Consider the following 26,491-nt stretch of genomic DNA (forward strand, 5'->3'; position numbering starts at 1 on the left):
GACAAGGCCCGGCACCCGCACGTGGCCTGGGCATGCGCCGGATTCGTCGCATTCACTTTGTGGGTATCGGTGGCGCCGGCATGTGCGGTATCGCGGAGGTGCTGGCTAACCAGGGCTATCACGTCAGCGGCAGCGATCTGCGACGCTCATCCGTGGTAGCTCGCCTGGAAAGCTGCGGCGCGCGGGTGTTCATCGGACATGCCGCGGAGCACGCCGATGGCGCGGACGTGGTCGTCGTGTCCACCGCAGTGGCCGAGGACAACCCAGAGCTCAAATGGGCCCACGAACATCGTGTTCCGGTAGTGCGCCGGGCGGAAATGCTGGCCGAGCTGATGCGCTTTCGGCACGGCATCGCGGTCGCTGGCACCCACGGCAAGACCACCACGACGAGCTTGACGGCTACCCTGCTGGGTGAAGGCGGGCTGGATCCCACCTTCGTTATCGGCGGCAAGCTGACCAGTGCTGGCACCAACGCCCAGCTCGGCCAGGGTGACTACCTGGTGGCCGAGGCGGATGAATCCGACGCATCCTTCCTGCACTTGCAGCCCATGGTCAGCATCGTGACCAATATCGATGCCGACCATATGAGCACCTATGGTGGGGATTTCGAGCGGCTGAAGCACACCTTTATCGAGTTTCTGCACAACCTGCCGTTCTACGGCCTTGCAGTGTTGTGCATCGATGATGACAACGTGAGAGGCCTGCTGGACCGTATCAATCGCCAGTTTGTTACCTATGGCTTCTCTGCTGACGCTGACTACCGCATCGAGAACTTCGAGCAGAGTGCTGGTGAAGTCCGCTTTACCGCGGTGCGCCCGGGGGATCTTGAAGATCTCGAGGTGAGGCTGGCCATGCCGGGCCGTCACAACGCGCTGAATGCACTGGCCGCGATTGCCGTGGCGACGGATGCCGGGGTCGAAGCTGGCGCTATCCTCCGAGGGTTGGCCGGGTTTGCCGGTGTCGGGCGTCGGTTCCAGGTTCACGGCAACTTCCCTGCACCCCGGCGTGAGGGCGACGGTGAAGCCGAAGCTGACGTTATGCTGGTCGATGACTATGGCCATCATCCCCGTGAAGTGGAGATGGTGATCAAGGCGGTGCGTGATGGCTGGCCCAGCCGTCGTCTGGTCATGGTGTACCAGCCACACCGTTATTCCCGTACACGGGATCTCTACGAGGACTTCGTGCGCGTGCTGTCCAGCGTCGACACCCTGGTGCTGCTCGACGTCTACAGCGCTGGTGAAGCGCTGCTTCCCGGTGCCGACGGGCGCAGCCTGGCCGGATCGATCCGCCAGCGCGGAGAAGTGGACCCGATCTTTGCCCAGGACAAGACGGAGCTGCCGGCGTTGCTGGCCAAGGTGGTCAAGCCTGGCGACATTCTGATCACTCAAGGCGCGGGCGACGTGGGGGGTATTTCCCAGCGACTGGCCGATGCTCTGCTGCAGTTTGATGAGGTGACACTGTGAACCAACACGCGCAATCCCTTGGCCATGTTGTGGTTGTCTATGGCGGCCACAGCGCCGAGCGTGAGGTCTCCCTGAAGAGTGGTGCAGCGGTGCTGGCCGCTTGTCAGCGCCTGGGTCTGAACGTGACCGGCTACGACCTCGCCGACGGCGGCGTCGCCGGGCTTGAGGCGCTGAGCCCTGACCTGGTGTTCATCGCTCTGCACGGCCGGGGCGGTGAGGACGGCTGTCTGCAAGGTGCGCTGGAACTGGCAGGCATTCCCTACACCGGTAGCGGCGTGCTGGCGTCGGCGCTGGGCATGGACAAGATGCGCACCAAGGCGCTGTGGCAGGCGCTGGGGATGCCCACCCCCGAGAGCGTACTGCTGACACCCTCAGCTGACTGGGATGAGGTCGTTGCGAAGCTGGGGCTGCCACTGGTCGTCAAGCCAGTGCATGAGGGGTCGACCATCGGCATCAGCATCGTCAAGAGCCGTTCCGAGCTCGAAAATGCCTATCACGAGGCCGCCAGATTCGACGCCCGAGTGATGGCCGAGCGTTTTGTGAGCGGAGACGAATTTACCTTGTCGGTTCTTGGCGACAAGGCGCTTCCGGCCATTCGCGTCGAGGTGCCCAGCGGCTTCTATGACTATGAGGCCAAATACCTGTCCAACGAGACGATCTACCACCTCCCGTGCGGCTTGAGCGAGGCCGAAGAGACGGCGCTGGGCGAGCTGTGCGTCGCCGCTTTCGAAGCCATTGGTTGCCAGGGCTGGGGGCGTGTCGACGTGATGCGGGACGGCGACGGGCGTTTCTGGCTGCTTGAGGTCAATACAGTGCCGGGCATGACCGATCATAGTCTGGTGCCTCAGGCGGCAGCCCACGCCGGGATGAACTTCGACCAGTTGGTACTGGGGATCATCGATACCGCCAGGGAGCGCGGCTGACATGATCCGACGCGGCTCGTCGCTTGGCATCTTTCTGCTCGTCGTCCTGCTGGGGGCGGGCGGTCAGGCGTTATGGCTATGGCTTGATCGTCCCATCGAAAGAGTGTCCATTGGAGGTGAGCTGCATCATGTGGACGCTTCTTATCTCAAGCGACAATTGGCACCCTTGGTACAGGGCAAGACCTGGCTGTCGGTGGATCTGGAGGCCCTGCGGGAAGAGGCGCTCAAGGTCGGTTGGTTGAAGGAAGTGCGCATTCGTCGCGAGTGGCCGAATGCGCTCACCTTCGAGCTGGAAGAGCAGCGCCCGGTGGCCCGTTGGAACGATGACAAGCTGTTGAATGCCGAGGGCGAGCCCTTCGCCTACGCTCCGGTAGCGCCCCCTGACGGTCTGCCGGACATGGCGGGTCCGGTGGGGGCGGGCGCAGAGGTGCTGGCCTACTTCGCCACCCTGGAGCAGCGCTTGGAGCGGATGGGGCTCGACGTGCAGCAGCTGCGCCTCGAGCCACGCGGTGCATGGCGCTTCCAGTTGGCCAGTGGGGTCTGGATCATGCTCGGGCGTGGCGATCTCGAAGCACGCCTCGGGCGTCTCGAAGCCGCTTGGCGTGGTGAGTTGGGCAGTGTGGCGTCGCACATTCGCTACATCGATCTGCGTTACCCCAACGGGGTCTCCGTGGCCTGGCATGGTGAGACGGAGCCGGTCGATGGGGGCGAATCGTCCAATGGCTGAGCGTCGCCTTTAATCGACAAAAGAACGACGGCGATTAAAAGTGGCGACACTCTTGCTGCTCAAAGACAGGTTTTCGAGGTTTCTTTTGTTTAAATGAGCCCGTATCGTGGAATGAATGAACGTCCTGGGCTGGCCGAACAAGTGCACTTGTTTCTATAATCGTCCCAGGTTTTTTTATAACAGCGGCAGGTTCCAAGGTTACGGAATCCGTTCAAGGAGATTTCCCGGCTCATGGCAGGTCCATCCAACGTGTCCAATATGGTAGTCGGGCTGGATATCGGAACATCCAAGGTCGTAGCGATCGTGGGTCAGCCCACCGACGATGGTGGCATCGAAATCGCCGGTATCGGCTCTCACCCTTCCCGAGGTATGAAAAAGGGAGTGGTGATCAATATTGAGTCCACGGTTCAGTCTATTCAGCGTGCGGTGGAAGAAGCGGAATTGATGGCAGGTTGCGACATTCATTCCGTGTATGTCGGCATTGCAGGAAGCCATATCAGTTCCATGAATTCCGACGGGGTCGTGGCCATCAAGGAGCGGGAGGTCGCGCCATCGGATATTGATCGCGTCATCGACTCCGCCAGGGCCAGGGCTATCTCAGAAGGGCAGCGCGTCCTGCATGTATTGCCCCAGGAATTCGCCATCGACACCCAGGGCGGAATTCGCGAGCCGCTGGGCATGTCCGGTGTGCGCCTGGAAGCCCGTGTTCACCTGGTCACCGCGGCGCTCAATGCGGTGCAGAATATCGAAAAGTGTGTGCGTCGCTGTGGCCTGGATGTGGACGCCATTATTCTCGAGCAGTTGGCGTCCAGTCATGCGGTGCTGACCGAAGACGAACGCGAGCTGGGTGTGTGCATGGTGGATATTGGTGGCGGTACCACCGATATTGCCGTATTCACCGAAGGCGCCATCCGTCATACTGCAGTGATTCCGATTGCCGGTGACCAGGTCACCAACGATATCGCCATGGCGCTGCGCACACCCGCGCAGTACGCCGAGGAGATCAAGGTCAAGTATGCCTGCGCTCTGACTCAGCTGGCCTCCAGCGACGAGATGATCAAAGTGCCGAGCGTTGGCGACCGTCCTGCACGGGACCTGTCACGCCAGTCCCTGGCCGAGGTGGTAGAACCTCGCTACGAAGAGCTGTTCACCCTGGTGCGTGACGAACTGCGCCGCAGCGGCTTCGAGGATCTGGTGGCTGCTGGCGTCGTGTTGACCGGCGGAACCTCGCGCATGGAAGGTGTGGTGGAGCTTGCCGAAGAGATATTTCACATGCCGGTCAGGGTGGCCTGTCCGCAGAATGTGAGAGGTCTCGCCGATGTGGTGCGAAATCCGATTTATTCGACGGGTGTCGGTTTGTTACATTACGCTCTACATGAAGCCCGTCAGGGTCGTGCTCACCAAGGGCAGGGTGGCACCACCTCGGCGCAACCGAGGCGCGAGGACGTCTCCCGGCGTGGACCAGAGGAAAGGATTCCGGCGCTGGAAAAGATAAAAGGCTGGTTCAAAGGAAATTTCTGAAAGGGCCGCTCAAGCGGCTCAGGAGACGGGGCAAATGTTCGAAGTCGTAGATAGCGCGCCCTCAAGCAGCGCGGTCATAAAAGTCATCGGTGTCGGTGGCGGCGGCGGCAATGCTGTCAATCACATGGTCGAGAGCAGCATCGAAGGGGTGGAGTTCATCTGCGCCAACACTGATGCTCAGGCGCTCAAGCGGGTGTCAGCCAAGACCGTTCTGCAACTTGGTGGCGAGATCACCAAGGGGCTCGGCGCCGGTGCCAATCCGGAAGTCGGCCGCCAGGCGGCCATGGAAGACCGTGAGCGCATCGCCGAGCTGCTTGGCGGTGCCGATATGGTTTTCATCACGGCTGGCATGGGTGGCGGTACCGGCACCGGTGGCGCGCCAGTGGTCGCCCAGGTGGCCAAGGAACTCGGCATCCTGACCGTTGCCGTGGTCACGCGCCCGTTCCCCTTCGAAGGTCCCAAGCGCATGCGCGCAGCCGAAGAGGGGATGAAGGAGCTGTCCGAGCACGTCGACTCGTTGATCACCATCCCCAACGAAAAGCTGCTGTCCGTTCTGGGCAAGAGCGCCACTCTGCTGACCGCCTTCAGTGCCGCGAATGATGTGCTGCTGGGTGCGGTTCAGGGGATTGCCGAGCTGATCACCAGTCCGGGCATCATCAACGTCGACTTTGCCGACGTTAGAACGGTGATGTCAGAGATGGGCATGGCGATGATGGGAACCGGTGGAGCGACCGGTGAAAATCGCGCTCGCGAAGCCGCCGAGAAGGCCATTCGCAGCCCGCTGCTGGAAGACATCGACCTGCACGGCGCCCGGGGCATTCTGGTCAACATCACGGCAGGGCCTGATCTCTCCATTGGCGAGTTCAACGACGTCGGTGCCACTGTCCAGGAGTTCGCTTCCCAGGACGCCACCATCGTCGTGGGTACCTCCATCGACATGGACATGACCGACGAGTTGCGCGTTACCGTGGTGGCAGCGGGCCTGGATGCTCAGGTGTCGCGTCAGCAGAAGCCTGCCAGCCAGCAGCAGACTCGACGTCCTGAGGCGCGTCAACGCCCCCAGCAGGGTGCGATCAATCGCAGCCAGGGTGGCGCCGGCGTCGCGGCAGCGAGCAAGCCTGAGCCGCAGGAGTCCGCGCGACCCCAGGCCGAGAAGCGCAAGTCACAAGAGCTCGACGATTATCTGGATATCCCGGCGTTCTTGCGTCGGCAGGCGGATTGATCGAAACGAGCGTAGGGTTTTCCGGGTGCGGGCATCGGAAGGCAAGGTTTTTTTGTTGAAACGTCCGTTCGGTGTTATAGTGAACGGTGTTTCATAACCAACGACTGCCTGGCGACTGCACAATGATCAGACAACGCACCCTGAAAAACGTCATCCGCGCGACGGGCGTGGGACTGCACTCCGGCAAGAAGGTGTATCTCACCCTTCGTCCTGCGCCGGTGGACACGGGCATTGTGTTCGTGCGCACCGACCTCGAGCCGGAAGTTCGCATCCCGGCCCAGGCGATGAACGTCACCGACACTACCCTGTGTACTGCCCTGTCCCAGGATGGTGAAAAAGTTGCGACGGTGGAGCACCTGATGTCCGCCTTCGCGGGTCTCGGTATCGACAATGCCTACGTGGATGTCAGCGCGCCGGAAGTGCCCATCATGGACGGCAGCGCCGGACCCTTCGTGTTCCTGATCCAGTCTGCGGGTATTCAGGAGCAGAATGCGGCCAAGAAATTCATCCGCATCAAGAGCGAGATCAAGGTCACCGAAGGCGACAAGGAAGCGATCTTCCTGCCCCACAAGGGGTTCAAGGTGTCCTTCGCGATCGATTTCGACCATCCTGTGTTCGAAGATCAGAAGCAGACGGCCATGGTGGACTTTTCCACCACCTCGTTCGTCAAGGAAGTGTCCCGCGCGCGGACCTTCGGCTTCATGCGTGATCTCGAGTATCTGCGGTCCAACAATTTGGCCCTTGGCGGTAGCCTCGACAACGCCATCGTGGTGGATGACTACCGCATCGTGAACGACGGTGGTCTGCGTTACGACGATGAATTCGTCAAGCACAAGGTGCTGGATGCCATCGGCGACCTGTACCAGCTGGGACACAGCCTGATTGGCGAGTTCCGCGGCGTGAAGTCCGGGCATGCGCTCAACAATCAGCTGTGCCGTGCCCTGATCGAGCAGCCGGAGGCCTGGGAAATCGTGACCTTCGAGAGCGAGGCCGAGCCCGCTCCGATTTCCTACGCAGCGCCCGCCATGGCGTGATGTCGCGGGTGGCAGGATGATGTGAGCGTCCCGCAGATCGCCAGTCTCACCTCGCTTGCCATTGCCTGTTGTTGCCCGTGCCCGTACTCGTGACCTGCATCGACGCCGCCCCCAGGGGCGGCGTTTTGCTGTTTGAGAGTTCCATGTTGAAGGGGGCGGGCGAGCAATGCCGCAAACCGAGTGGACGTCACGAGCGTACGTTGCGAGTGCGCGTCGAGCGCGCTTGCCGCGGCTGGTCGCTAGCGCAGTGTGGTAGGTGGGGTGGCCGGTCGATGGGTTCGTTGCGCGGCCGTGGGCGACACGCTGCTAGCGGTCGGAGCGGGCTTCTGCATGGGCGGCCAGCCGTTCGAGGGCACGCTTCAGACGAGGGTCTTCGATGTCTGCCGCACAGCTCGACAGCTCATCTCCGGCCTCGGCCGGCAGTCGCCTGACCTGTCGGGGGGCGACCTTGGCAGGGCGTACCGGGCGGACCTTGAAGTGAAAGCCGGTGACCGCCTGAAACTCCGGCAGCTGGTGCAGGCTCTCCAGAAGTCGTGGCTGTTCGTAGCGCAGTCGTGTGAGCCAGGCCGCGCCATCGGTGATCAGGGTCAGGCGTCCGTCACGAAAGCCGCCGACAAACAGATGGTCGGCCAGGGGGGCTGTCAGCTCGCTACGCAGGTGTTCCTGGGCACGCTCGATCAGTCGTGCCATGCGCATCAGTCCGCCCAGTTCCCCGCGGCCTCCAAGAAGGCCGGTCATGGACTGGGCGCGGAACCGCTTAACCTTTATACTCATGAGCTTGTGTCTTGGGGTTTCCCAGGATCAATGGAGAGTGTGTCGTTGCCAATGGGTGGCACCGAGACTAGCACGCGACGGAGTTGCCCGACAGCATGACAGCCCTGGAATCACATCGTAGCTGCCCCCGCGAGGCGAGTGCCCGGCGTGTAGCGCGGTGGTGGCTGGCCGGTTTGCTGGTAGGGTGTCTGTTACCGGCGAGCCTGGCGGCGGCCGAGTCGCCCAGAGCGACCGAGCGGCTGGTGCAGATATGTATCATGGCCCCGGCGGTCATACGCGCGCATACCATGCTCAAGGCCTGTCGGCATCGGCTGGCCTCTCACCCGCGAGTCTCCCTCACCTATCACTCGGTACGCGCTGATCTGCGCCGGGATGCCTTTTATTTGCCTGCGGTCGCTGCACTGGATGTACGCGCGCCAAGGGCTCCCCCTGTCGTTGGCTGACATCAAGGACGTCGTTATTGCGTGAGTTTTCCGATGAGCGGAGAGCTCACTTCAGCCAGTCAATGTCAGGAAGTGTCATGATCAATTCCCTGTTGCGTAAAGTGGTCGGTTCCAAGAACGACCGTGACGTCAAACGTATGTTTCGCCAGGTGCGCGCCGTCAACGAGCTCGAGTCGAGCCTGGAGAGCCTGGACGACGCGGCCCTGAGTGCCCGCACGGCGGAGTTCCGTGAGCGTCTGGCCGGGGGCGAGTCGCTGGACGCGCTGCTGCCGGAAGCCTTTGCCACCGTGCGAGAGGCCAGTAAGCGGGTCATGGGCATGCGCCATTTCGATGTACAGCTCATTGGTGGCATGACCCTCAATCGCGGTCGGATCGCCGAGATGAAGACCGGCGAGGGCAAGACCCTGGTAGCCACTCTGGCGGTGTATCTGAATGCGTTGCCCGGCAAGGGCGTGCATGTCGTCACCGTCAACGATTATCTGGCACGGCGTGACGCCAACTGGATGCGCCCTCTGTATGAGTTTCTGGGGCTGTCGGTGGGGGTGATCTACTCCGGCCAGACGTCTGAAGAAAAGCGTGATTCCTACGCCTGCGACATCACCTATGGCACCAACAACGAGTTTGGTTTCGACTACCTGCGCGACAACATGGCGTTTTCGCTGGAGGACAAGGTTCAGCGTGACCTCTACTTCGCCATTGTCGATGAGGTCGACTCGATCCTGATCGATGAAGCTCGCACACCGCTGATCATCTCCGGTGCAGTGGATGAAAACACCGAGCTCTACAAGGTCGTGGATCGCCTGGCCCAGGAGCTTGCTCCGTGCACCGACGAGGAAGATCCCGAGAGCGGCGACTTCACTCTGGACGAGAAGCAAAAGCAGGTAGAGTTGACCGAGGGTGGCCACCATCGAGTGGAGGAGCTGATGCGGGCCCAGGGGCTGCTGGGCGAGGAGGACTCTCTCTACGCCGCGCAGAACCTCAACCTGCTGCAGCACATGCACTCGGCCCTGCGTGCACGACACCTGTACCACGTCGACGTGGACTATATCGTCAGTGACGGTCAGGTCGTGATCGTCGATGAGCATACCGGTCGTACCATGCCCGGCCGCCGCTGGTCGGAAGGCCTGCACCAGGCTGTCGAGGCCAAGGAGGGCGTGACGGTTCAGCGTGAAAGTCAGACGTTGGCCTCGACGACCTTCCAGAACTACTTCCGCCTGTACGAAAAACTGTCCGGCATGACCGGTACTGCGGATACCGAGGCCTTCGAGTTCCGTCAGATCTATGGACTCGACGTGGTGGTCATTCCGACCAATCGCCCGCTGGCGAGAAAGGACATGAATGACCTGGTGTACCTCAGTGCTGAAGAGAAGTACGAGGCCATCATCGAGGACGTCAAGGTACAGGTCGAGGCCGGTCGTCCGGTGCTGGTGGGTACCGCATCCATCGAGACGTCGGAGTATCTGGCAGAGCTGATGCGCAAGTCGGGTATCGACTTCAACGTGCTTAATGCCAAGCAGCACCAGCGCGAAGCCGACATCATCGCCCAGGCCGGTCGTCCCGGTGCCGTCACCATTGCCACCAATATGGCCGGTCGCGGTACCGACATCATGCTGGGGGGCAACTGGGAGGCGGAAGCTGCCACCCTGGACAACCCCTCCGACGCCGATGTCGAAGCGCTCAAGGAGGCTTGGAAAGAGCGTCACGAGGCCGTGCTGGCGGCCGGTGGCCTTCACGTTATCGGTTCTGAGCGCCACGAGTCGCGGCGTATCGACAACCAGTTGCGCGGCCGCTCCGGTCGCCAGGGCGATCCGGGCTCCACGCGCTTCTTCCTGTCCCTCGAAGACAATCTGATGCGTCTGTTCGGCTCCGAGCGTGTGCAGAAGCTCATGCAGGCGCTGGGACTCGAGCGGGGCGAAGCCATCGAGCACAAGATGGTGTCCAATGCGGTGGAGCGTGCCCAGAAGAAGGTCGAGGGTCGCAACTTCGACATCCGCAAGCAGCTGCTTGAATATGATGATGTGGCCAATGACCAGCGCCGTGTGATCTACGAGCAGCGCAACGAGATTCTGGCGGCCAGTGACGTGTCCGAGAATGTGATGGGCATTCGCGAAGAGGTGCTGGACGAGGCGATCAGTGCCTTTGTGCCGCCTCAGAGCCTGCCGGAGCAGTGGGACCTGGCCGGTCTTGAGGCTCACCTCAAGAGCGAGTATCAGCTCGAGGCGCCGGTGGTGCAGTGGGCGGAAGAGGATGACCGGTTCCACGAGGAGCAGCTGCGCGAACGCCTGCAGACTCAGCACCGCGAGACCTATCAGGCCAAGGTGGCCATCGCCGGTGAAGAGCTGATGCGTCGGTTCGAGAAACAGGTCATGCTGCAGGTGCTGGACACTCGCTGGAAAGAGCACCTCCAGTCGATGGACCACCTGCGTCGCGGCATTCACCTGCGTGGTTATGCGCAGAAAAATCCGAAGCAGGAGTACAAGCGCGAGTCCTTCGAGCTGTTCCAGAATCTGCTGACCAACATCAAGGCCGACGTCACGCGTATCCTCAGTCACGTCCAGGTGCGTGCGCCGGAGGAAGTCGACGCACTCGAGCGTCAGCGGCGCGAAGCCTTGGCTCGGGAAAGCGCCCAGGCGGCCAGTCGGCATGACGAGGCGCCGGCAGCGGAGGACGATGGCCAGCGGCACGTGAATGAGATGGCTGACCAGCGTCCAGTGCGCCGCGATGCCCCCAAGGTCGGTCGCAACGACGCTTGCCCGTGCGGTTCTGGCAAGAAGTACAAGCAGTGCTGCGGCAAGCTCAGCTGAGCAAGCTGCACCGCCGATGATGACGACGACCCCGGGCAATGTCCCGGGGTCGTCTCGACAGCAGGAGACTAACGATGGCAGTGGGTGACAGCAGTTTTCCAGCAATGACGCCGATCGCTGGCGTGCGTCTCGGTACCGCCATGGCCGGGATCAAGAAGCCTGGCCGGCGGGATCTGGTGCTGATTGAGGTGGCCGAAGGGGCCTCTGTGTCGGGCACTTTCACCCGCAACGCCTTCTGCGCTGCGCCGGTGCATGTGGCCAAGGCGCATCTGGCCAGCGCGCCGGCAACTCGCTACCTGGTGATCAATACCGGCAACGCCAATGCGGGCACCGGTGAGATCGGCATGCGCGATGCCAGGGCCACCTGTCAGCAAGTGGCCGACATTGCCGGGGTGAGCAGCGAGCAGGTGCTGCCGTTCTCTACCGGTGTCATTGGCGAGCCTCTGCCCATGGAGCGCCTGCTTGCAGGCCTTCCTGAAGCGGTGGATCAGCTGAGCGACAGTGCCGAAGCCTGGCGCCAGGCCGCCGAAGGCATTCTGACCACAGATACCCGCATCAAGGGCGCCGCGCGCCGCGTGATGCTCAAGGGCGGCGAGGTGGTAATCAATGGGATCGCCAAGGGCTCAGGCATGATTCGCCCGGACATGGCCACCATGCTGGGGTTTGTCGCCACGGATGCGGCCATCGAGCAGGAGGCCCTGGATGCCTGGCTGCGGGACGGGGTGAAAAGGTCGTTCAACAGTATTACCGTCGACTCGGATACCTCGACCAACGACGCGTGCATGCTGATCGCCACCGGGCAAGCCGCTGCCGTGGCTGACGCCGAGGATGAGCGACGCTTTCGCCAGGCCCTGGATGAGGTGCTGGTGAGCCTGGCACAGGCGATCATCCGTGATGGCGAGGGCGCGACCAAGTTCGTCACGCTGGCGGTGTCCGGCGCGCGCAGCGTCGATGAAGCACGTGAGGTAGCGTTTACCGTGGCCCACTCCCCACTGGTCAAGACCGCGCTCTACGCAAGCGATGCTAACTGGGGGCGTATCCTGGCGGCGGTGGGACGCGCCCAGGTCAATAACTTTGACGTGGACCTGGTCACCATCGACCTGGGGCCGGTGCGCCTGGTGGAGCATGGCGGCAGGGCGACAGGCTACACCGAAGAGGCCGGTAGTGCGGTGATGGCAGGAGAAGAGATCACCATCGCCATCGATCTCGGTCGCGGCGAGGCGTCGGCAACGGTGTGGACATCCGATCTGTCCCACGATTATGTCTCGATCAATGCCGACTACCGTAGCTGATTCATCCGCAAGGCATGATCTGCGGATGAATCTCGCTGTCTGAATCGGTATCCTATGCCGACTTTTATCCTGGCCCACCCGACTGAAAACTGGCGCGGGCATGGCCCGCGAATCCAAGCTGGTAACGTTGAATGAACACTATGGTGAAGAGAAGGGTGCATGTGGCGGCGGCCGCCATCATCAGCCCAGACGGTGACGAAGTGCTGCTGGCCCGGCGTCCTTCCAATGTCGACCACGGCGGCCTGTGGGAGTTTCCCGGCGGAAAGCTGGCGCCCTACGAGACCGGCCTGGAGGCGCTCAAGCGTGAGCTGCATGAAGAGCTCGGTATCGAGATACGTCGTGCCCAGCCGTTGATCCGCATCCACCACGAATATCCCGACAAGCACATCCTGCTCGATGTGTGGCAGGTAAAGGATTTCTCTGGTGAGCCGTTCGGGCGTGAAGGGCAAGCGGTGCGTTGGGTGCCCATGGGTGAGTTGATCGGCTATCCCTTTCCGGCCGCCAATCTGCCGATCCTGCGGGCAGTGATGTTGCCGTCCGAGTACCTCATCAGTGACGAAGAGGCCGATGAGGAGGTGTTTGCCGCTCGCCTGGAGCGTGCGCTGGTCGAAGATGCCGTGCGCCTGGTGCAGTTGCGTGCCAAGACGCTGGACACCGACGCGTATGTGGCGCGTGCCGAGCGGGCTCTGGAACTGTGTCGCCGCCATGGCGCGCGGCTCATGCTCAATGGCGAACCCGAATTGCTCGACCGGGTTGATGCCGACGGCATTCACCTGACCAGCGAGCGCTTGATGGGCCTCGAGCGACGTCCGATTGCCGAGGGCAAATGGTTGTCGGCGTCTACTCATGACAAGGCACAGCTGGACCAGGCCCACGTGATTGGCTGCGATTTCGTGACGCTGTCTCCACTGCGCACCACCCCGTCGCACCCGGAAGTGGCGCCCATTGGCTGGCATGATTTCCAGCAGCTGGTCGAGCGTGCCGGCATGCCGGTCTATGCACTGGGCGGCATGACCCGCCATGATGCCAATCACGCCCGTGCCGTTGGCGCCCAGGGCATCGCCTCAATTCGCGATTTCTGGAAGTCATAGCGGGCCGTTGAGCACGCATCAGCGATAGCGACACCGTTGCTATCATCAAAGAGCCCCCGCAGGTCAATGACCTGCGGGGGCTCTTGCATCATGCGCCGGGTGGTTGGCTCAGTCCCGGAAGCGGCGGGTCAGCTCGCCATAGGCATCGATGCGGCGATCTCTCAGGTAGGGCCAGATGCGTCGCACCTGCTCGCCGTGATCCAGGTCCAGGGTGACCAGCAGGGTCTGGGGCTCCTCGCCGGCGTGCGCCAACAGCTCGCCCTGTGGGCCAGCGACGAAGCTGCCGCCCCAGAAGTCGATGCCCGGGCTGACGCCGGAGTGGTCCGGTTCGTGGCCCACCCGGTTGGCGACCAGAACCGGTACGCCATTGGCCACAGCATGGCTGCGCTGGATGATGGTCCAGGCATCCTTCTGGCGTGTCTTTTCCGCGTCATCGTCATTCGGTGCCCAGCCGATGGCGGTGGGGTACAGCAGCACCTCGGCGCCGGCAAGGGCCATCATGCGTGCCGCTTCCGGATACCATTGGTCCCAGCACACCAGGACGCCGAGTCGCCCGACCGAGGTGTCGATGGGGGTGAAGCCCTGGTGATGTGCGGGGTCATGATCTCCCGGGGTGAAGTAGAACTTCTCGTAGAAGCCGGGATCATCGGGAATGTGCATCTTGCGGTAGTGACCCACAGCGCCCTTGGCGCCGTCGTAGACCACCGCCGTGTTGTGATAGATGCCGGGCGCACGACGTTCGAACAGCGAGCCCATCAGCACAATATCGAGTTCGCTGGCGAGTGCTGCCAGGCGCGTCCCGGTGGGCCCGTCCAAGGGTTCGGCGAGATCGAACAGGTCAGGATCTTCGTACTGGCAGAAGTAGTGGGTGGCATGCAGCTCCTGCAGCATCACCAGCTTGGCTCCCTGGCCGGCCAGGTCGCGGATGGCCTGTTCGCTGGCATCCAGGCTGCGTGCCTTGTCGGGCCAGGCCGGTTGTTGCACCAGGCCCACGATCAATTGGCGCGTCATTGGTGTGCTCCTTCAAGGTTGAGAGTGCCGCGGGGCCACTGCATGGTCAGGCAGTGCAGGCTGCCATGCTGACGGATGGCGGCGCTGGCATCGATGGGAATGATGTCACGCTCCGGGAAGGCGCCTGCCAGGGCGTTGAGCGCCGCCAGATCCTGTCGATCGCCGTACACCGGCACCAAAACGGCACCATTGATGATCAGAAAGTTGGCATAGGTAGCCGGTAGCCGATGTCCGTCGTCGCCATCCCGGCACGCGGCTGGCCAGGGCAGGGGAATCAGACGGTAGGGCGAGCCGTTGGCCTGGCGCAGCGCCGTCAATTCCTGCTCCATGGCGTGCAGGTCGGCGTAGTGGGAGTCGGCGGGATCATCGCAGCGCACGTAGGCAATGGTCTCGGCATCGCAGAAACGGGCCAGGGTGTCGACGTGACTGTCGGTATCATCCCCTTCCAGGTGTCCATGGCGAAGCCACAATACTCGCGTAAGCCCAAGCTGGCTGGCGAGCCAGTCCTCGACCTGTTGCCGGGACAGGTCAGGGTTGCGATTAGGGTTGAGCAGGCAGGCTTCGGTGGTCAGCAGGGTGCCTTGCCCGTCGGTTTCGAGAGCGCCACCCTCCATGACAACATCGCTGGTGGTGACGGGGCAGCGTATCCAGCCCGCCGTGACCAGCTGCTGCGTGAGGGTATTGTCGCGATCAGCGCGAAACTTGCCGCCCCAGCCGTTGAAGGTGAGGTCGTGGAAATGCACAGCGTCGCCATCCTGGCTGGCCAGTGGGCCATGATCACGGGCCCAGGTGTCGTCCGCCTCGACCACGACGAGGTGTACTCTGTCGGTAGCGGCACCTCGGGCCATCAGGCGCTGGTGCAGACCATCGCCGCAGGCAGGGTCGGGTACCCCGATGATGACGTGCTGATAGCGGCTGATGACCAGCGCCAGCTGCTCCATCATGGCCTCGATGGCGGGCAGAGTATCGGCCCAGTCGCTGTCAGGGCGGGGCCAGGTCAGCTGGACGGCGTCCTGGGGATGCCACTCGGGAAGCAGGCGGTTCATGGCAGTGTCCTGGAGGTCGAAACGGCGAAATGTAGGCCTGCGAGCAGGAAGATGCAAGGATCTCGCAAATCCCATGCCGTGGCGATGCAGAGGCGTGCAAAAAACCGTACCATGGCGGCCTGCCGACAAGGAAAGAGTCCATGCTTGATCGATTGCCATTTCTGATCGGCTTGCGCTATGTGCGAGCCAAGCGACGCAACCACTTCATCTCCTTCATCTCGCTGACGTCCATGCTGGGGCTCACCCTGGGCGTGGCGGTACTGATTCTGGTGCTGTCAGTGATGAACGGTTTTGACCGAGAGCTACGCCAGCGGGTTCTGGGCATGGTGCCCCACACCCAGATCGAGCAGGCCGGTGGCATGACCGATTGGCAGCCTCTGGCCGAGCGTCTGACCCAGCGCGAGCACGTTATCGGTGCCGCGCCCTATATCCAGCAACAGGGCATGTTCTCCCAGGCCGGACGTAATCAGGGCGCCATGGTCAACGGCATCGATCCGCAGTGGGAAAGCCGCGTTTCCATTGTCGACGAGAACATGTCCCAGGGCTCTCTTGATGATCTGCAGCCGGGTGAGTGGCACATCGTGCTGGGGTCGATCCTTGCCAACAATCTGAGGGTCGATGTCGGTGACAGCGTGACCCTGCTGGTACCCGAAGCCTCGATCACCCCGGCTGGCGTATTCCCGCGTCTGAAGCGCTTCACCGTCAGCGGTATCTTCAGCGTAGGGGCCGACCTGGATGCCAACCTCGCGTATGCCAATATCGAGGACATGCAGACCTTGGCACGCATGGGCGATAGCGTTGGCGGCCTGCGTCTTGAGCTGGATGACCTGTTCCTGGCCGGTCAGGAAACCCAGGCCATCGTCAATGAGCTGGGCGCTGGCTATCGCGGCTACGACTGGACCTTTACTCGTGGCAACCTGTTCCAGGCCATCCAGATGGAGAAGCGCATGATCGGGCTGCTGCTGACAGTGATCATTGCTGTGGCCGCGTTCAATATTGTTTCTACCCTGGTCATGGTGGTGACCGACAAGCATGCCGACATCGCCATTTTGCGCACGATTGGCGCCACGCCTCGTTCGATCATGGGGATCTTCATGGTTCAGGGGATTGCCATCGGCGTGATCGGCATTCTGATAGGGGTTGCGCTGGGCATCTTGCTGGCGCTGACAGTGTCCGACATCATCGCTTTCGTGGAATCCACACTGGGGATCCATTTCCTCGATGCCGGCGTCTACTTCATCAGCGACCTGCCGTCAGAGCTGATCTGGAGTGATGTGTATCAGATCGTTGCAGCCGCCTTTGTGCTGACCTTCCTGTCCACCCTCTATCCGGCGTGGCGAGCCGCCCGGGTCCAGCCTGCCGAGGTGCTGCGCTATGAGTGATGTTGTCAATCAGCCGGCAGCGACCGAGGCGCCGACTGCCCAGGCGCCCGGTAAGGTAATGCTGGAATGTCATCAGCTGTCCCGCGTCTACGACGAGGGGCCCGCCGACCTGGTCGTGCTGGATCAGCTGGAGCTCAAGGTGCACGCCGGGGAGCGCGTCGCCGTGGTCGGTAGCTCCGGGTCCGGCAAGACGACCTTGCTCAACCTACTGGGTGGGCTGGATAGCCCCAGCGCTGGCGAGGTTCGCGTCGATGGAACGGTGCTGCATCAGTTGGGGGATGCCGAGATCGGCCGTTTTCGCAACCGCCACATCGGCTTCGTCTACCAGTTCCATCACTTGCTGGCCGAGTTCTCCGCGCTGGAGAACGTGGCGCTGCCGCTGATCATTCGCGGGAGTCGCAAGCGCGATGCCGAAGACAAGGCGCGGGCACTGTTGCAGAAGGTGGGGCTGGGGCCGCGTGCGGATCACAAGCCCGGCGAGCTGTCCGGTGGTGAGCGCCAGCGCGCGGCCATTGCCCGCGCCCTGGTGACCGACCCCAGCTTGATGCTGATGGATGAGCCCACCGGAAACCTGGACAAGCACACCGCGGCCAGCATTCTGGCGCTGATGGATGAGCTGGCTGCCAGCGCGCGCTGCGCTTTCGTTATCGTCACCCACGACCCGGAGCTCGCCGCGCACCAAGACCGCGTGTTGCGCCTGGACAACGGCCGTCTCCAGCCCGACTGAATCGAGAGGCCGAGTCGATTGGCTGAGCCGATTGGCCGAATCGATTGGCTGAGCCGAGTGGCCGAATCGAGTGGCTGAATCAAGTGGCTTAGCCGAGTGACCTGGGTCGCATATGAATGGCCCCGCTGCATCGCAGCGGGGCCATTTTCTTTGCCAAGGTTTTCTTTGCCAAGGCTTTCTTTGCCAAGGTTTTCTTTTCCAAGGTCTGGCGCAGGCCTCGCCAAGGCTGGGAGAGCGTGCCGGCAGCTGAGCGGGCGCTGCGTCAGGAGTGAGCGCGGGCCTGACGGCGGCGGCGCCGCCGCGCCTTCCAGCTGCGCGAGACCTGCCAGCGCCATAGCAGTCGAATGACCACATTGGCGAGGGCGCCGACAATGACCGCCGCCACCAGCGAGCCAAACAGCAGTGACGGCAATATGTCCATCAGCTGTCCTTGCAGCCACTCTGTGGTCAGGCGATGTGGGGCATGCAGTGCCGGTTGCTGCAAGAGCCATGCGCCAAGGCAGTAGTTGCCATAGAAGATGATCGGCATGGTCAGCGGATTGGTGATCCATACCAGGGCGACCGACAGCGGAAGATTACAGCGACCGAGGCGCGCGCCAAGTGCCGCTACCACCATTTGGCACGGAATAGGCAGCAGGGCGCTGAACAGGCCGACGCTGAATGCGTTGGCCACGCTACGCCGTGTCAGCACCCACAGCGCGGGGTCAGCAATCAGGTGAGCCATGAAGCGCAACGAGCGCTGCCGACGCAGGGCGTCTGGCGAGGGTAGATAGCGCTTTAGTAGTCGACGCGGCATGGAGTATCAGCTCAAGGCTGCGGATGCGTGGCTATTATCCATACAAGCCGATGCCCTTGCCATGACGTCGGCCAACGCTGTGCCTGAAAGACCTGACCTGGCCGCCGGCAAGGTCTTGTTGGAGAGGAGCAAGTCGCTGTGCAGCTGGGGGAGCTGAAAGGGCACTGAACAAGGGCGGCCACCCGCGCCTCAAGCCCGGGTGACGGGGACAAGGAAGGTCCACCAGCAGGAGTGCCATGGACATGACGGGCGGTCGGTCACTGTATTGGCGAGGCGCTGCCAAGGCGGGACAGCGGTCGCGCCAGAGGCGCGGTGGTGGGCCTGCGTGGCCATCACCGGCCGTCAGTCTAGCCAGCGGCGCCACCTTGGGCGGCGCGCTGATCGGCGTGGCGGAGCCTGCCATGTACCTTCTGCTCGCGGTCGCAGTGGCCAGCCTTGCCGCGCGACGCTGGCGACTGCTGCTGGGTGCATGGGTGGCGCTATGGGTGCTGCTGTCGCTGTTGCAGCAGCAAGGCGCGCGTCTTCCGGCGGGCCTTGCCGGAGTCACCTTGTTGGCCGATGTCCGTGTCAGCGCGGCACGTGAGCTGGCCGGGGCGCAGCGCCTGACGCTGGAGATCGAGCGCTGTGAACCGATGCTGGCTGACAGGCTTGGCTGCGATCGCCTGGAGCGGGCTCGCGTCACCCATTACCTGGCGGCACATCAGGCAGCCGGTCTCGGCAGCCCGCAGCCGAGTGGACGCATGACGGTGGGCGAGCGCTGGCGCCTGGCGCTGCGTCTGCGGCCGCCAACTGGCTTGGCCAACCCTGGCCGCTTCGACTATGAACGCTGGCTGTGGCAGCAGGGCATTCAGGCGATCGGTGCCGTGGTATCGGAACCCCCGCCGTATCGCCGGGCGCTGGCACCAGAGGATCTGCGCGAGTCGCTGCTGGCCACGCTGGAGGGTCTGGCCTTGGCTGAGCGCACTCGTCGCTGGCTGGCGGCCTTGACGCTGGGTCGGGGCGAGCGCCTGGAGGCACAGGAGTGGCAGCTGCTTAACAGCACCGGAACCACTCATCTGGCGGTCGTGTCCGGGCTGCACGTTGGCTTGGTGGCGGTGCTCGCACTGGGCTGTGGGCGCTGGCTGTCTCGGAGGATTCAGCCTGGACGCTGGCGTCTGGTGCGCTGGCCATGGTGGTGGGCGGGAGGCTTTACCGCAGGCTTCGTCTGGCTGGTGGGTGCCGAGCCCCCGGCACTCAGGGCGCTGGTGATGATTGTCATCGCCCTGTGGGTCGCCGGCGGTCGGCATGCGCCGTCGGCGTGGCAAGGCTTGGCGGTGGCCTGGACGCTGGTGGTACTTATCGATCCGCTGTCGCTCTGGCGTCCGGGGCTATGGTTGTCCTTTGGGGCGGTAGCTGCGTTGATCATCATGTGGCAAGGGCGCGGTCTGAAGCCGCACCAGCGGTCGGGCCGGGGCGTGCAGACGGCGTTGGTCACGCTGGTGCGTACCCAGCTTCTGCTGGCGCTTCCCATGGCGGGGCTGGTGCTGGCCTTTACGGGTCAAGTGTCGCTGGTGACGGTGCTGGCGAATCTGGTGGCGGTGCCGCTGGTGTCGCTGATACTGGTGCCGGCGGGCATGCTGGGTTGGGCGGTACTGCTCGTAGCCCCGCCGCTGGCACTGTGGTGGTGGAAGGGATGGGGTTGGGTGCTGGCGGCACTGCTTGAGCTGCTTGAGGGGCTGTCCTGGCCAGCCGCGATGCTGTGGCTCGATGTCGATATCCGGCTCTCGCTGGCGTTGCTGCTGTGGGGCATTGGCGTCGTCATCTGTCTGCCCGGCATCGGGCGCGGTCTCAAGGGAGGCGCAGTGATCGCTCTGGGCGTTGCCCTGATCAGTCTGGCGCCGGCACGGCCCGACCCCCGTACCGTTCGCCTGGTGGTGTGGGATGTGGGGCAGGGCTTGATGGTCGAAGTCCATACCGCTGGCCATCGGCTGCTGTATGACAGTGGCCCACGCTATGCTTCCGGCTATGCCCCCATCGACGGTATCTGGCCGTCACCCCAGCAGTTTGACCAGGTCATTATCAGCCATGCTGACCTGGACCACTCGGGTGGCGTGGAGCGCCTGGTCGAGCAGCATGAGGTGGCGCACTGGTGGCATCCCGCTGGACGGATACCCGGTTTACCTGCTGAGCAAGCTGCCGACGGCTGCCATTGGGGGCAGCAATGGCGCTGGGAGGGCGTCGACTTTCGTTTTCTATGGCCAGGCTCGGATGAGGCTGTCGCGACACTGGAGTCCAATGACCAGTCCTGCGTGTTGCTGGTCAGCTCCCCTGGGGGGAGTGTGCTGATTACCGGCGACGCCAGTCGCCGGGTCGAGCGCTACCTCATCGCTCAGCTGCCCTCGCCGCCGGCGGCGCTGGTGGTCGGGCACCATGGCAGCGACGACAGCACCGGCGCCGCACTGATCGACGCCAGGGCGCCGCAGTTGGCGGTAGCCTCCAGCGCCGCCTTCAACCGGTTTGGCCATCCCCATGATGATGTGATTCGGCGGCTTCGGCAGGCAGGCAGCTGTATCCTCGACACAGGGCTCGATGGTCAGCTGGTGATCGATCTGGACAGGGCCGGCGTGCATCTGGTCAGCAGTGGACGCCGGCGTCATCTGCACGGCGGTGTCGAAGGTCTCTGCCATGGGGTAGAATCTCGCCACTGAATCTCGCTGCCCTGTGCAACCTGCTGGTGTGCCAGCGAGCTGACATCGTCACCAGGCTTGGTCGCGGCTGATGCCGAAAAGGCTGAATGCTGCGCTGATCGACGTGCTGGTAGTTGACCTGTTGGCAGTCGACCTGCTGGCAGAAACGCAGCAGGTGAACCCAGCCAGGCTGGGTCATGCGACAGGGCTGATTCCCCTTGCAACTGGAGCCAACGTGAGCGAATACTCCGGCTGGGCGCTGTACAAGCGCCTCCTTGGTTACGTCAGGCCGTTCTGGAAGTCCTTTCTTGTCGCGGTGATCGGTTACGCGATCTACGCGGCCTCCAGTACGGCGCTGGCCGAGATGATGAAGCGCCTGATCGACGGCATTCAGAATCCCGACGCAGCGTTTCGACTGTTTTTGCCGCTGTTTGTGGTGGGCATGTTCGGCGCGCGCGGTCTCGGCACCTTCCTCGGCACCTATTTCATGAGCAATGTGGCGCGCAATATGGTTCATCGGCTGCGCTGCGATGTGTTCAATCACATGCTGAGACTACCGGGGCGATTCTTCGACAATCACTCCTCGGGGCATCTGATTTCCCGCGTCACCTATCACGTGGAGCAGGTCACCGGTGCGGGCACCAAGGCCATTACGGTGGTGCTGCAGGAAGGCCTGTTCGTGCTCGGCCTGCTGGGCTATCTGCTGTGGACCAATTGGATGCTGACGCTGCTGTTCATGGCAGTGACGCCATTGATTGGTGGCGTAGTCAGCTATGCCAGCAAGCGATTTCGCAAGATTTCCAAGCGCATCCAGCGCTCCATGGGGGATGTCACCCATGTCGCCTCCGAGGCGCTGACCGGCTATCGCGTAGTGCGCACCCACGGGGCAGAGCAATACGAGATGACCCGCTTCCATGACGCCAGTGAGGTCAATCGTCGACAGAGCCTCAAGGAGGCCTTGACCAAGGCCACCAGCACCCCGGTCATCCAGCTGTTGGTCGCCCTGTCGCTGGCGCTGCTGGTGTGGCTGGCGATGTCGCCTGCGCTGATGGACAACATGACCCCAGGCGAGTTCGTGGCCTTCATCACCGCAGCGTCGCTGATGGCCAAGCCCATCCGCTCACTGAGCGAGATCAATGGCACCATCCAGAAGGGGATCGCCGCCTCCAGTGAGCTGTTCGGGCTGCTGGATGAGCCGGAGGAAGTCGATAGCGGGAGCTTGGTGCCGGGTCGTCTGCGTGGTGACATTCAGCTCGAGCAGGTGCGTTTCGCCTATGGCAGTGACCAGCCGGAGGTGCTCAAGGGCATTGACCTTAGCGTTCGTCAGGGGGAAATGGTCGCCATCGTGGGACGCTCGGGCAGCGGCAAGTCCACCCTGGTGAGCCTGTTGCCGCGCTTCTATCAAGCCACCGGCGGTCGCATTCTGATTGATGACGTCGCCATTGAGGAGTACCAGCTGACGGCGCTGCGTCAGCAGATCGCCCTGGTCAGTCAGCAGGTCACGCTGTTCAACGCCACCATCGCCGAGAACATCGCCTATGGCGTCCCAGACGCGGATCCTGCCGCGATCGAGGCTGCCGCCAAGGCGGCCCATGCCCACGAGTTCATCGAGCGCATGCCCGGCGGCTACCAGGCGCTGGTCGGAGATAACGGCGTGATGCTGTCAGGCGGACAGCGTCAGCGCATGGCCATCGCCCGGGCGATATTCAAGGATGCGCCGATCCTGGTGCTCGATGAAGCGACCTCTGCGCTCGACACAGAATCCGAGCGCCATATCCAGGCGGCTCTGGAAGAGGTCTGCAAAGGCCGCACGACGCTGGTCATCGCTCACCGCCTGTCGACGATTGAACGCGCCGATCGCATTCTCGTGATGGAGCAGGGGGAAATCATCGAGCAGGGCAGTCACAGTGAGCTGCTGGAGCGTGAGGGGGCTTACGCCGCCCTGCACCAGCTGCAGTTTCAGGAGGCCTGAATGGGGCTTGGTCAACGCTGGCTCGATGCCGCCTACCGAGGCTCGCCGTGGCTGACCTTGCTGCGCCCGCTGGAGCTCCTGTATCGGCGTGAGGTCGAGCGGCGCGCCAAGGCGTACCGACAGGGTTCTCGCCAGGCCTGGCGAGCGTCCGTACCGGTCATCGTCGTGGGTAATCTGACCCTGGGCGGTACCGGCAAATCCCCGCTGGTGGCCTGGCTTGCTCGGCGCCTGAAGGAGCAGGGTTGCCGCCCTGGAGTGCTCTCGCGCGGCTATGGCGGTAAGTCGGACGCCTATCCACTGCTGCTGACGCCCACCACTGAGGTAGCAGAATGCGGCGATGAGCCCCGGATGCTGGCGGATCAGACCGGACTGCCGGTGGTGGTGGATCCGGACCGCCCGCGTGGCGCTCAGCGCCTCATCGATGAAGGCTGCGACGTGATTGTCACCGATGATGGTCTGCAGCATCACGCCCTGGCTCGCGACATCGAGCTGGTCGTGGTGGATGGCAGGCGCGGGTTCGGCAATCGACGCTGCTTGCCCGCCGGTCCCTTGCGTGAGCCCTTGACCCGACTTTCCAGTGTTGACGCCCTGTTGATCAATGGCGATGGAGCTGCCAGCTTGCCCGCAGGGTACCGCATGCGGCTCGAGCCTTCAGGCTGGCGCCGGTTGGGGGATTCACGGGTCTATCCGCCGTCACCCTTGCCGTTCGACGGCCCAGTGGTGGCCGTGGCCGGCATCGGGCATCCGCAGCGATTTTTCGCCACCCTGGATGAGCTGGGGGTCGACTACCTGGCTCGGCCTTTCAGCGATCATCATCGTTATACCCCTGCGGATGTAACGACGGACAACGGGCAGCCAATGGTCATGACCGCCAAGGATGCGGTCAAATGCAGGGACCTGGCTCCGACTGATGGCTGGGTGCTGGATGTGGAGGCGCGTCCAGACCCTGACTTTATTCGCTGGTTCGATCAGCGCACGGCTGGTTGGTCGGATGGGCGCCGAGATACGGCGGCAGGCGCCTCCGGCGCTGACGGTATCCAATGACGAGATTCTGAAGTGGGGAGACGATGATGGACAAGGAACTTCTGGCAATGCTGGTGTGCCCCCAATGTCAGGGCAAGCTGCGCTATGACCGCGAGGCCAACGAACTGTGCTGTCTGTATGACGGCCTGGCCTATCCGGTACGAGACGGGATTCCGGTGATGCTGGCAGAGGAAGCCAGGGTCATGGACGTGGATGAGACGCTGAAGAGCCATCCAGGGCGCGGCGAGCCGCAAGGGTAGGGAGCAGTATCGATGCAGGATTTCATTGTCGTGATTCCAGCACGCTACGCCTCGACGCGGTTGCCGGGCAAGCCTCTGGCCGATATCGCCGGGCGTCCCATGGTGGCCAGGGTCTGGGATCTGGCCAAGCGCTCACTGGCCAGTCGAGTCGTGATCGCTACCGACGACCCGCGCATCGAGCAGACAATGTCTGACCTTGGTGCGGAAGTGGTGATGACCCGTGCGGATCACTCGACCGGCACCGATCGGCTGGCGGAAGTGGTCGACCTGCTGCAGCTGAACGATGAGGCAGTGCTGGTCAATGTTCAGGGCGATGAGCCCTTGCTGCCGCCGGAGCTTGTCAATCAGGTGGCGATTCGCCTGATGCGGGACGAGGGGGCATCGGTCGCGACCCTGGCAGAATCCATTGGCGATGTGGACACATTGTTCAATCCCAACGTGGTCAAGGTGACCCGTGCCGCCTCGGGGCGGGCGCTGACCTTTACCCGGGCGCCGATGCCGTGGGACCGAGAGGGCTTTCGTGAGCCCCCCAGCGTATTGACCACTGATGCCTGGCTACGCCATATCGGGCTGTACGCGTATCGCGCGGGCTTTTTGCGCGCCTACAGCGAGTGGCTGCCCGCTCCTATCGAGCAGCTGGAGCAGCTGGAGCAATTGCGCGCGTTGCACTACGGACACGCTATTCAGGTGGCTCTGGCAGAGCAGACGCCAGGAGCCGGCGTGGATACAGAGGAGGACCTCGCCCGCGTGCGCGCTCACTTCGAGCAGCGGGCGAGAGGAGCCACGCCATGAGACTGGACGACTCGCCCGCGAAGATTCGTGTGCTGTTTGTCTGCCTGGGCAATATCTGCCGCTCGCCGACCGCAGAGGGAGTGTTCCGTCAGCAGGTGCGCGCGTTAGGCCTTGATGACCGCGTCGAGATTGACTCGTGTGGCACCGGCGGCTGGCACATCGGCGAGCCCCCCGATGCACGGGCGCAGCAGGCGGCGAAGCAGCGGGGCATCGATATTTCCGGGTTGCGTGGTCGGCAGCTGTGCCAAGAGGATTTTACGCGTTTCGATGTTGTACTGGCGATGGACCACGACAACCTCGCCGAGCTGGAGCGATGGATGCCGGCCGATAGCCAGGCTTCGATAGGCTTGTTGATGGAGTGGGCCGGTGAGCCTGGGGCGGCCGTGCCGGATCCTTACTATGAAGGTGGCTTCGATAGGGTCTATGCGATGATCGAGCGGGCCTCCCAGGCGCTTGCGGCAGAGCTGGAACAGCGCCTGGAGGCGGCGAGGTGAAGCTATCCATCGAGCACGACGTGATGCTGTCCGGGGCCAACACGCTCGGCCTGCCCTGCAGGGCGGAGCGAGTGGCAGTCGCCAGGGATCGTCAGCAACTGGCAGCACTGCTGGAGAGCAGCCGCGATGAGCCGGTGACGCTGTTGGCCGGGGGCAGCAACCTGATCCTGCCCAGCGTGCTTCCAGGACTGACGCTTCGGCCCCAGCTGGACTACTGGTGGATCGAGCGTTGCGGCAGCGAGGCCCTGGTGCACGTGGGGGCGGGGGTCAGCTGGCATCGGCTGGTGATGGCCCTGGCTCGCGACGGCTGGTGGGGGCTTGAGAACCTTGCCCTGATTCCCGGTCATTGTGGAGCGGCACCCATACAGAATATCGGTGCCTACGGCGTCGAACTGGCCGACGTGCTGGCCTCGGTGAGCGTTCTTCATCGCGCCGACGGCAGGGCGGAGACGCTGGACGTAGATGCCTGTGGCTTCGGCTACCGGGAGAGTCGCTTCAAGGGGGAGTGGCAGGGGAAAGTGATCATCACCGACCTGACCCTCAAGGTGACTCGCCATGGAGCTCCCAGGCTCGGATATGGCGATCTGGCCCAGCGGGTGAGTGCCAAGGCGTCGGCCCTGGAGGTCGCCGAGGCCGTCTGTCAGGTGCGTCAGGAAAAGTTGCCGGATCCGCAGGTCCTCGGCAACGCCGGCAGTTTTTTCAAGAATCCCGTGGTGGATGCGTATCGGGCTGAGGCATTGGCCGAACAGTTTCCCGCCATGCCCCGCTACCTGCTGGAAGATGGCAGGGTCAAGCTGGCCGCTGGCTGGTTGATTGATCAGTGCGGTTTGAAAGGCTGGCGCGACGGTCACTTCGGCGTTCATGACCGCCAGGCGCTGGTGCTGGTGCATCATGGTGGTGGCGATGCACGGGAGCTGCTGACTTTCGCCGACAAGGTGGCTGGACGGGTGGCAGAGCGCTTTGGGGTTACGCTGGAGAGGGAGCCCCGCCTGGCCTAGGCGATGCTGGCCACGGGCCAAGGTCGCTGA

24 protein-coding genes are annotated in these 26,491 nt (G+C 63.1%); 20 read left to right on the top strand and 4 right to left on the bottom strand.

Annotated features, from left to right (window positions below):
- The first annotated feature begins 32 nt into the window (after nucleotides 1-32).
- The 6 genes from murC (at nucleotide 33) to lpxC (ending at nucleotide 6,890) form a co-directional block, all read left to right on the top strand.
- Entirely contained in the window at nucleotides 33-1,463 is a 1,431-nt protein-coding gene (gene murC / locus KUV45_RS10620) for a UDP-N-acetylmuramate--L-alanine ligase (protein ID WP_222163230.1), read from the top strand.
- Nucleotides 1,460-2,386: a D-alanine--D-alanine ligase gene (locus KUV45_RS10625; RefSeq protein WP_222163015.1), complete on the top strand. Its 927-nt coding sequence runs from the start codon at nucleotides 1,460-1,462 to the stop codon at nucleotides 2,384-2,386. The genes murC and KUV45_RS10625 overlap by 4 nt, the downstream gene beginning before the upstream one ends.
- 1 nt (nucleotide 2,387) lies before the next feature.
- Nucleotides 2,388-3,113: a cell division protein FtsQ/DivIB gene (locus tag KUV45_RS10630; protein ID WP_222163016.1), complete on the top strand. Its 726-nt coding sequence runs from the start codon at nucleotides 2,388-2,390 to the stop codon at nucleotides 3,111-3,113.
- 231 nt (nucleotides 3,114-3,344) lie between these two features.
- A complete protein-coding gene (ftsA, locus tag KUV45_RS10635) occupies nucleotides 3,345-4,634 on the top strand; it encodes a cell division protein FtsA (RefSeq protein WP_206937323.1) in 1,290 nt (429 codons plus the stop codon).
- 34 nt (nucleotides 4,635-4,668) lie between these two features.
- Nucleotides 4,669-5,856: a cell division protein FtsZ gene (gene ftsZ, locus KUV45_RS10640; RefSeq protein ID WP_206937325.1), complete on the top strand. Its 1,188-nt coding sequence runs from the start codon at nucleotides 4,669-4,671 to the stop codon at nucleotides 5,854-5,856.
- Nucleotides 5,857-5,978: 122 nt separating this feature from the next.
- The gene (gene lpxC / locus KUV45_RS10645) at nucleotides 5,979-6,890 is read left to right on the top strand and encodes a UDP-3-O-acyl-N-acetylglucosamine deacetylase (protein WP_222163017.1); all 912 of its coding nucleotides are present in this window, start codon (nucleotides 5,979-5,981) and stop codon (nucleotides 6,888-6,890) included.
- A 306-nt stretch (nucleotides 6,891-7,196) separates the two neighbouring features.
- On the opposite strand, the gene KUV45_RS10650 is transcribed toward lpxC, so the two are convergent.
- Nucleotides 7,197-7,664, bottom strand: a complete 468-nt coding sequence (locus KUV45_RS10650; protein WP_206937330.1) for a DUF721 domain-containing protein — start codon at nucleotides 7,662-7,664, stop codon at nucleotides 7,197-7,199.
- 95 nt (nucleotides 7,665-7,759) lie between these two features.
- Here KUV45_RS10650 and KUV45_RS10655 point away from each other — a divergent pair, with 95 nt between their 5' ends.
- The 4 genes from KUV45_RS10655 to KUV45_RS10670 all read left to right on the top strand — a co-directional run bounded on the left by KUV45_RS10655 (nucleotide 7,760) and on the right by KUV45_RS10670 (nucleotide 13,294).
- Nucleotides 7,760-8,107 carry a hypothetical protein gene (locus KUV45_RS10655; RefSeq protein WP_222163018.1) on the top strand — a complete coding sequence of 116 codons (348 nt, stop codon included), beginning with the start codon at nucleotides 7,760-7,762 and terminating at the stop codon, nucleotides 8,105-8,107.
- A 77-nt stretch (nucleotides 8,108-8,184) separates the two neighbouring features.
- A complete protein-coding gene (secA, locus tag KUV45_RS10660) occupies nucleotides 8,185-10,911 on the top strand; it encodes a preprotein translocase subunit SecA (RefSeq protein ID WP_206937335.1) in 2,727 nt (908 codons plus the stop codon).
- Between the two features lie 74 nt (nucleotides 10,912-10,985).
- Nucleotides 10,986-12,203 (top strand): bifunctional glutamate N-acetyltransferase/amino-acid acetyltransferase ArgJ, encoded by a 1,218-nt coding sequence (gene argJ / locus KUV45_RS10665; protein ID WP_222163019.1) that lies wholly within the window; start codon nucleotides 10,986-10,988, stop codon nucleotides 12,201-12,203.
- Between the two features lie 140 nt (nucleotides 12,204-12,343).
- On the top strand, nucleotides 12,344-13,294 hold the full coding sequence (locus KUV45_RS10670) for a Nudix family hydrolase (protein ID WP_222163232.1): 951 nt from the start codon (nucleotides 12,344-12,346) through the stop codon (nucleotides 13,292-13,294).
- A gap of 108 nt (nucleotides 13,295-13,402) precedes the next feature.
- Here KUV45_RS10670 and KUV45_RS10675 read toward each other — a convergent pair whose 3' ends face one another.
- Entirely contained in the window at nucleotides 13,403-14,305 is a 903-nt protein-coding gene (locus KUV45_RS10675; RefSeq protein WP_222163020.1) for a carbon-nitrogen hydrolase, read from the bottom strand.
- Nucleotides 14,302-15,351: an agmatine deiminase family protein gene (locus KUV45_RS10680; RefSeq protein WP_222163021.1), complete on the bottom strand. Its 1,050-nt coding sequence runs from the start codon at nucleotides 15,349-15,351 to the stop codon at nucleotides 14,302-14,304. Before KUV45_RS10680 ends, KUV45_RS10675 begins: the two co-directional genes overlap by 4 nt.
- 140 nt (nucleotides 15,352-15,491) lie before the next feature.
- Between KUV45_RS10680 and KUV45_RS10685 the strand changes: the two genes are divergently transcribed.
- The 3 genes from KUV45_RS10685 (at nucleotide 15,492) to KUV45_RS10695 (ending at nucleotide 17,732) form a co-directional block, all read left to right on the top strand.
- The gene (locus tag KUV45_RS10685) at nucleotides 15,492-16,733 is read left to right on the top strand and encodes a lipoprotein-releasing ABC transporter permease subunit (RefSeq protein WP_206937348.1); all 1,242 of its coding nucleotides are present in this window, start codon (nucleotides 15,492-15,494) and stop codon (nucleotides 16,731-16,733) included.
- The gene (locus KUV45_RS10690; RefSeq protein WP_206937351.1) at nucleotides 16,726-17,460 is read left to right on the top strand and encodes an ABC transporter ATP-binding protein; all 735 of its coding nucleotides are present in this window, start codon (nucleotides 16,726-16,728) and stop codon (nucleotides 17,458-17,460) included. Before KUV45_RS10685 ends, KUV45_RS10690 begins: the two co-directional genes overlap by 8 nt.
- Before the next feature lie 116 nt (nucleotides 17,461-17,576).
- Nucleotides 17,577-17,732 carry a hypothetical protein gene (locus KUV45_RS10695; RefSeq protein ID WP_222163022.1) on the top strand — a complete coding sequence of 52 codons (156 nt, stop codon included), beginning with the start codon at nucleotides 17,577-17,579 and terminating at the stop codon, nucleotides 17,730-17,732.
- On the opposite strand, the gene KUV45_RS10700 is transcribed toward KUV45_RS10695, so the two are convergent.
- Nucleotides 17,723-18,256, bottom strand: a complete 534-nt coding sequence (locus tag KUV45_RS10700) for a DUF2062 domain-containing protein (protein ID WP_206937354.1) — start codon at nucleotides 18,254-18,256, stop codon at nucleotides 17,723-17,725. The genes KUV45_RS10695 and KUV45_RS10700 overlap by 10 nt on opposite strands.
- 242 nt (nucleotides 18,257-18,498) lie before the next feature.
- On the opposite strand from KUV45_RS10700, the gene KUV45_RS10705 reads away from it, so the two are divergent.
- The 7 genes from KUV45_RS10705 (at nucleotide 18,499) to murB (ending at nucleotide 26,461) form a co-directional block, all read left to right on the top strand.
- A complete protein-coding gene (locus KUV45_RS10705) occupies nucleotides 18,499-20,943 on the top strand; it encodes a ComEC/Rec2 family competence protein (RefSeq protein ID WP_222163023.1) in 2,445 nt (814 codons plus the stop codon).
- Between the two features lie 70 nt (nucleotides 20,944-21,013).
- Nucleotides 21,014-22,894 carry a lipid A export permease/ATP-binding protein MsbA gene (gene msbA, locus KUV45_RS10710; protein ID WP_222163024.1) on the top strand — a complete coding sequence of 627 codons (1,881 nt, stop codon included), beginning with the start codon at nucleotides 21,014-21,016 and terminating at the stop codon, nucleotides 22,892-22,894.
- Entirely contained in the window at nucleotides 22,895-23,938 is a 1,044-nt protein-coding gene (lpxK, locus tag KUV45_RS10715; RefSeq protein ID WP_222163025.1) for a tetraacyldisaccharide 4'-kinase, read from the top strand.
- Between the two features lie 26 nt (nucleotides 23,939-23,964).
- Nucleotides 23,965-24,177: a Trm112 family protein gene (locus KUV45_RS10720; RefSeq protein WP_206937364.1), complete on the top strand. Its 213-nt coding sequence runs from the start codon at nucleotides 23,965-23,967 to the stop codon at nucleotides 24,175-24,177.
- Nucleotides 24,178-24,189: 12 nt separating this feature from the next.
- On the top strand, nucleotides 24,190-24,969 hold the full coding sequence (gene kdsB / locus KUV45_RS10725; RefSeq protein ID WP_206937367.1) for a 3-deoxy-manno-octulosonate cytidylyltransferase: 780 nt from the start codon (nucleotides 24,190-24,192) through the stop codon (nucleotides 24,967-24,969).
- The gene (locus tag KUV45_RS10730; RefSeq protein ID WP_224852038.1) at nucleotides 24,966-25,463 is read left to right on the top strand and encodes a low molecular weight protein-tyrosine-phosphatase; all 498 of its coding nucleotides are present in this window, start codon (nucleotides 24,966-24,968) and stop codon (nucleotides 25,461-25,463) included. The genes kdsB and KUV45_RS10730 overlap by 4 nt, the downstream gene beginning before the upstream one ends.
- Nucleotides 25,460-26,461 (top strand): UDP-N-acetylmuramate dehydrogenase, encoded by a 1,002-nt coding sequence (gene murB / locus KUV45_RS10735; protein WP_222163026.1) that lies wholly within the window; start codon nucleotides 25,460-25,462, stop codon nucleotides 26,459-26,461. The genes KUV45_RS10730 and murB overlap by 4 nt, the downstream gene beginning before the upstream one ends.
- Nucleotides 26,462-26,491 lie beyond the last annotated feature (30 nt).

This window comes from Halomonas sp. DP3Y7-2 (assembly GCF_019800795.1).
Taxonomy (GTDB): domain Bacteria; phylum Pseudomonadota; class Gammaproteobacteria; order Pseudomonadales; family Halomonadaceae; genus Halomonas; species Halomonas litopenaei_A.

Bases quoted from the DNA above. Each gene is read 5' to 3' on its own strand.
- murC (WP_222163230.1), top strand. From the start codon at position 33: ATGCGCCGGATTCGTCGCATTCACTTTGTGGGTATCGGTGGCGCCGGC.
- KUV45_RS10630 (WP_222163016.1), top strand. From the start codon at position 2,388: ATGATCCGACGCGGCTCGTCGCTTGGCATCTTTCTGCTCGTCGTCCTG.
- ftsA (WP_206937323.1), top strand. From the start codon at position 3,345: ATGGCAGGTCCATCCAACGTGTCCAATATGGTAGTCGGGCTGGATATC.
- ftsZ (WP_206937325.1), top strand. From the start codon at position 4,669: ATGTTCGAAGTCGTAGATAGCGCGCCCTCAAGCAGCGCGGTCATAAAA.
- lpxC (WP_222163017.1), top strand. From the start codon at position 5,979: ATGATCAGACAACGCACCCTGAAAAACGTCATCCGCGCGACGGGCGTG.
- KUV45_RS10650 (WP_206937330.1), bottom strand. From the start codon at position 7,664: ATGAGTATAAAGGTTAAGCGGTTCCGCGCCCAGTCCATGACCGGCCTT.
- KUV45_RS10655 (WP_222163018.1), top strand. From the start codon at position 7,760: ATGACAGCCCTGGAATCACATCGTAGCTGCCCCCGCGAGGCGAGTGCC.
- secA (WP_206937335.1), top strand. From the start codon at position 8,185: ATGATCAATTCCCTGTTGCGTAAAGTGGTCGGTTCCAAGAACGACCGT.
- argJ (WP_222163019.1), top strand. From the start codon at position 10,986: ATGGCAGTGGGTGACAGCAGTTTTCCAGCAATGACGCCGATCGCTGGC.
- KUV45_RS10670 (WP_222163232.1), top strand. From the start codon at position 12,344: ATGGTGAAGAGAAGGGTGCATGTGGCGGCGGCCGCCATCATCAGCCCA.
- KUV45_RS10675 (WP_222163020.1), bottom strand. From the start codon at position 14,305: ATGACGCGCCAATTGATCGTGGGCCTGGTGCAACAACCGGCCTGGCCC.
- KUV45_RS10680 (WP_222163021.1), bottom strand. From the start codon at position 15,351: ATGAACCGCCTGCTTCCCGAGTGGCATCCCCAGGACGCCGTCCAGCTG.
- KUV45_RS10685 (WP_206937348.1), top strand. From the start codon at position 15,492: ATGCTTGATCGATTGCCATTTCTGATCGGCTTGCGCTATGTGCGAGCC.
- KUV45_RS10690 (WP_206937351.1), top strand. From the start codon at position 16,726: ATGAGTGATGTTGTCAATCAGCCGGCAGCGACCGAGGCGCCGACTGCC.
- KUV45_RS10695 (WP_222163022.1), top strand. From the start codon at position 17,577: ATGGCCCCGCTGCATCGCAGCGGGGCCATTTTCTTTGCCAAGGTTTTC.
- KUV45_RS10700 (WP_206937354.1), bottom strand. From the start codon at position 18,256: ATGCCGCGTCGACTACTAAAGCGCTATCTACCCTCGCCAGACGCCCTG.
- KUV45_RS10705 (WP_222163023.1), top strand. From the start codon at position 18,499: ATGACGGGCGGTCGGTCACTGTATTGGCGAGGCGCTGCCAAGGCGGGA.
- msbA (WP_222163024.1), top strand. From the start codon at position 21,014: ATGCCGAAAAGGCTGAATGCTGCGCTGATCGACGTGCTGGTAGTTGAC.
- lpxK (WP_222163025.1), top strand. From the start codon at position 22,895: ATGGGGCTTGGTCAACGCTGGCTCGATGCCGCCTACCGAGGCTCGCCG.
- KUV45_RS10720 (WP_206937364.1), top strand. From the start codon at position 23,965: ATGGACAAGGAACTTCTGGCAATGCTGGTGTGCCCCCAATGTCAGGGC.
- kdsB (WP_206937367.1), top strand. From the start codon at position 24,190: ATGCAGGATTTCATTGTCGTGATTCCAGCACGCTACGCCTCGACGCGG.
- KUV45_RS10730 (WP_224852038.1), top strand. From the start codon at position 24,966: ATGAGACTGGACGACTCGCCCGCGAAGATTCGTGTGCTGTTTGTCTGC.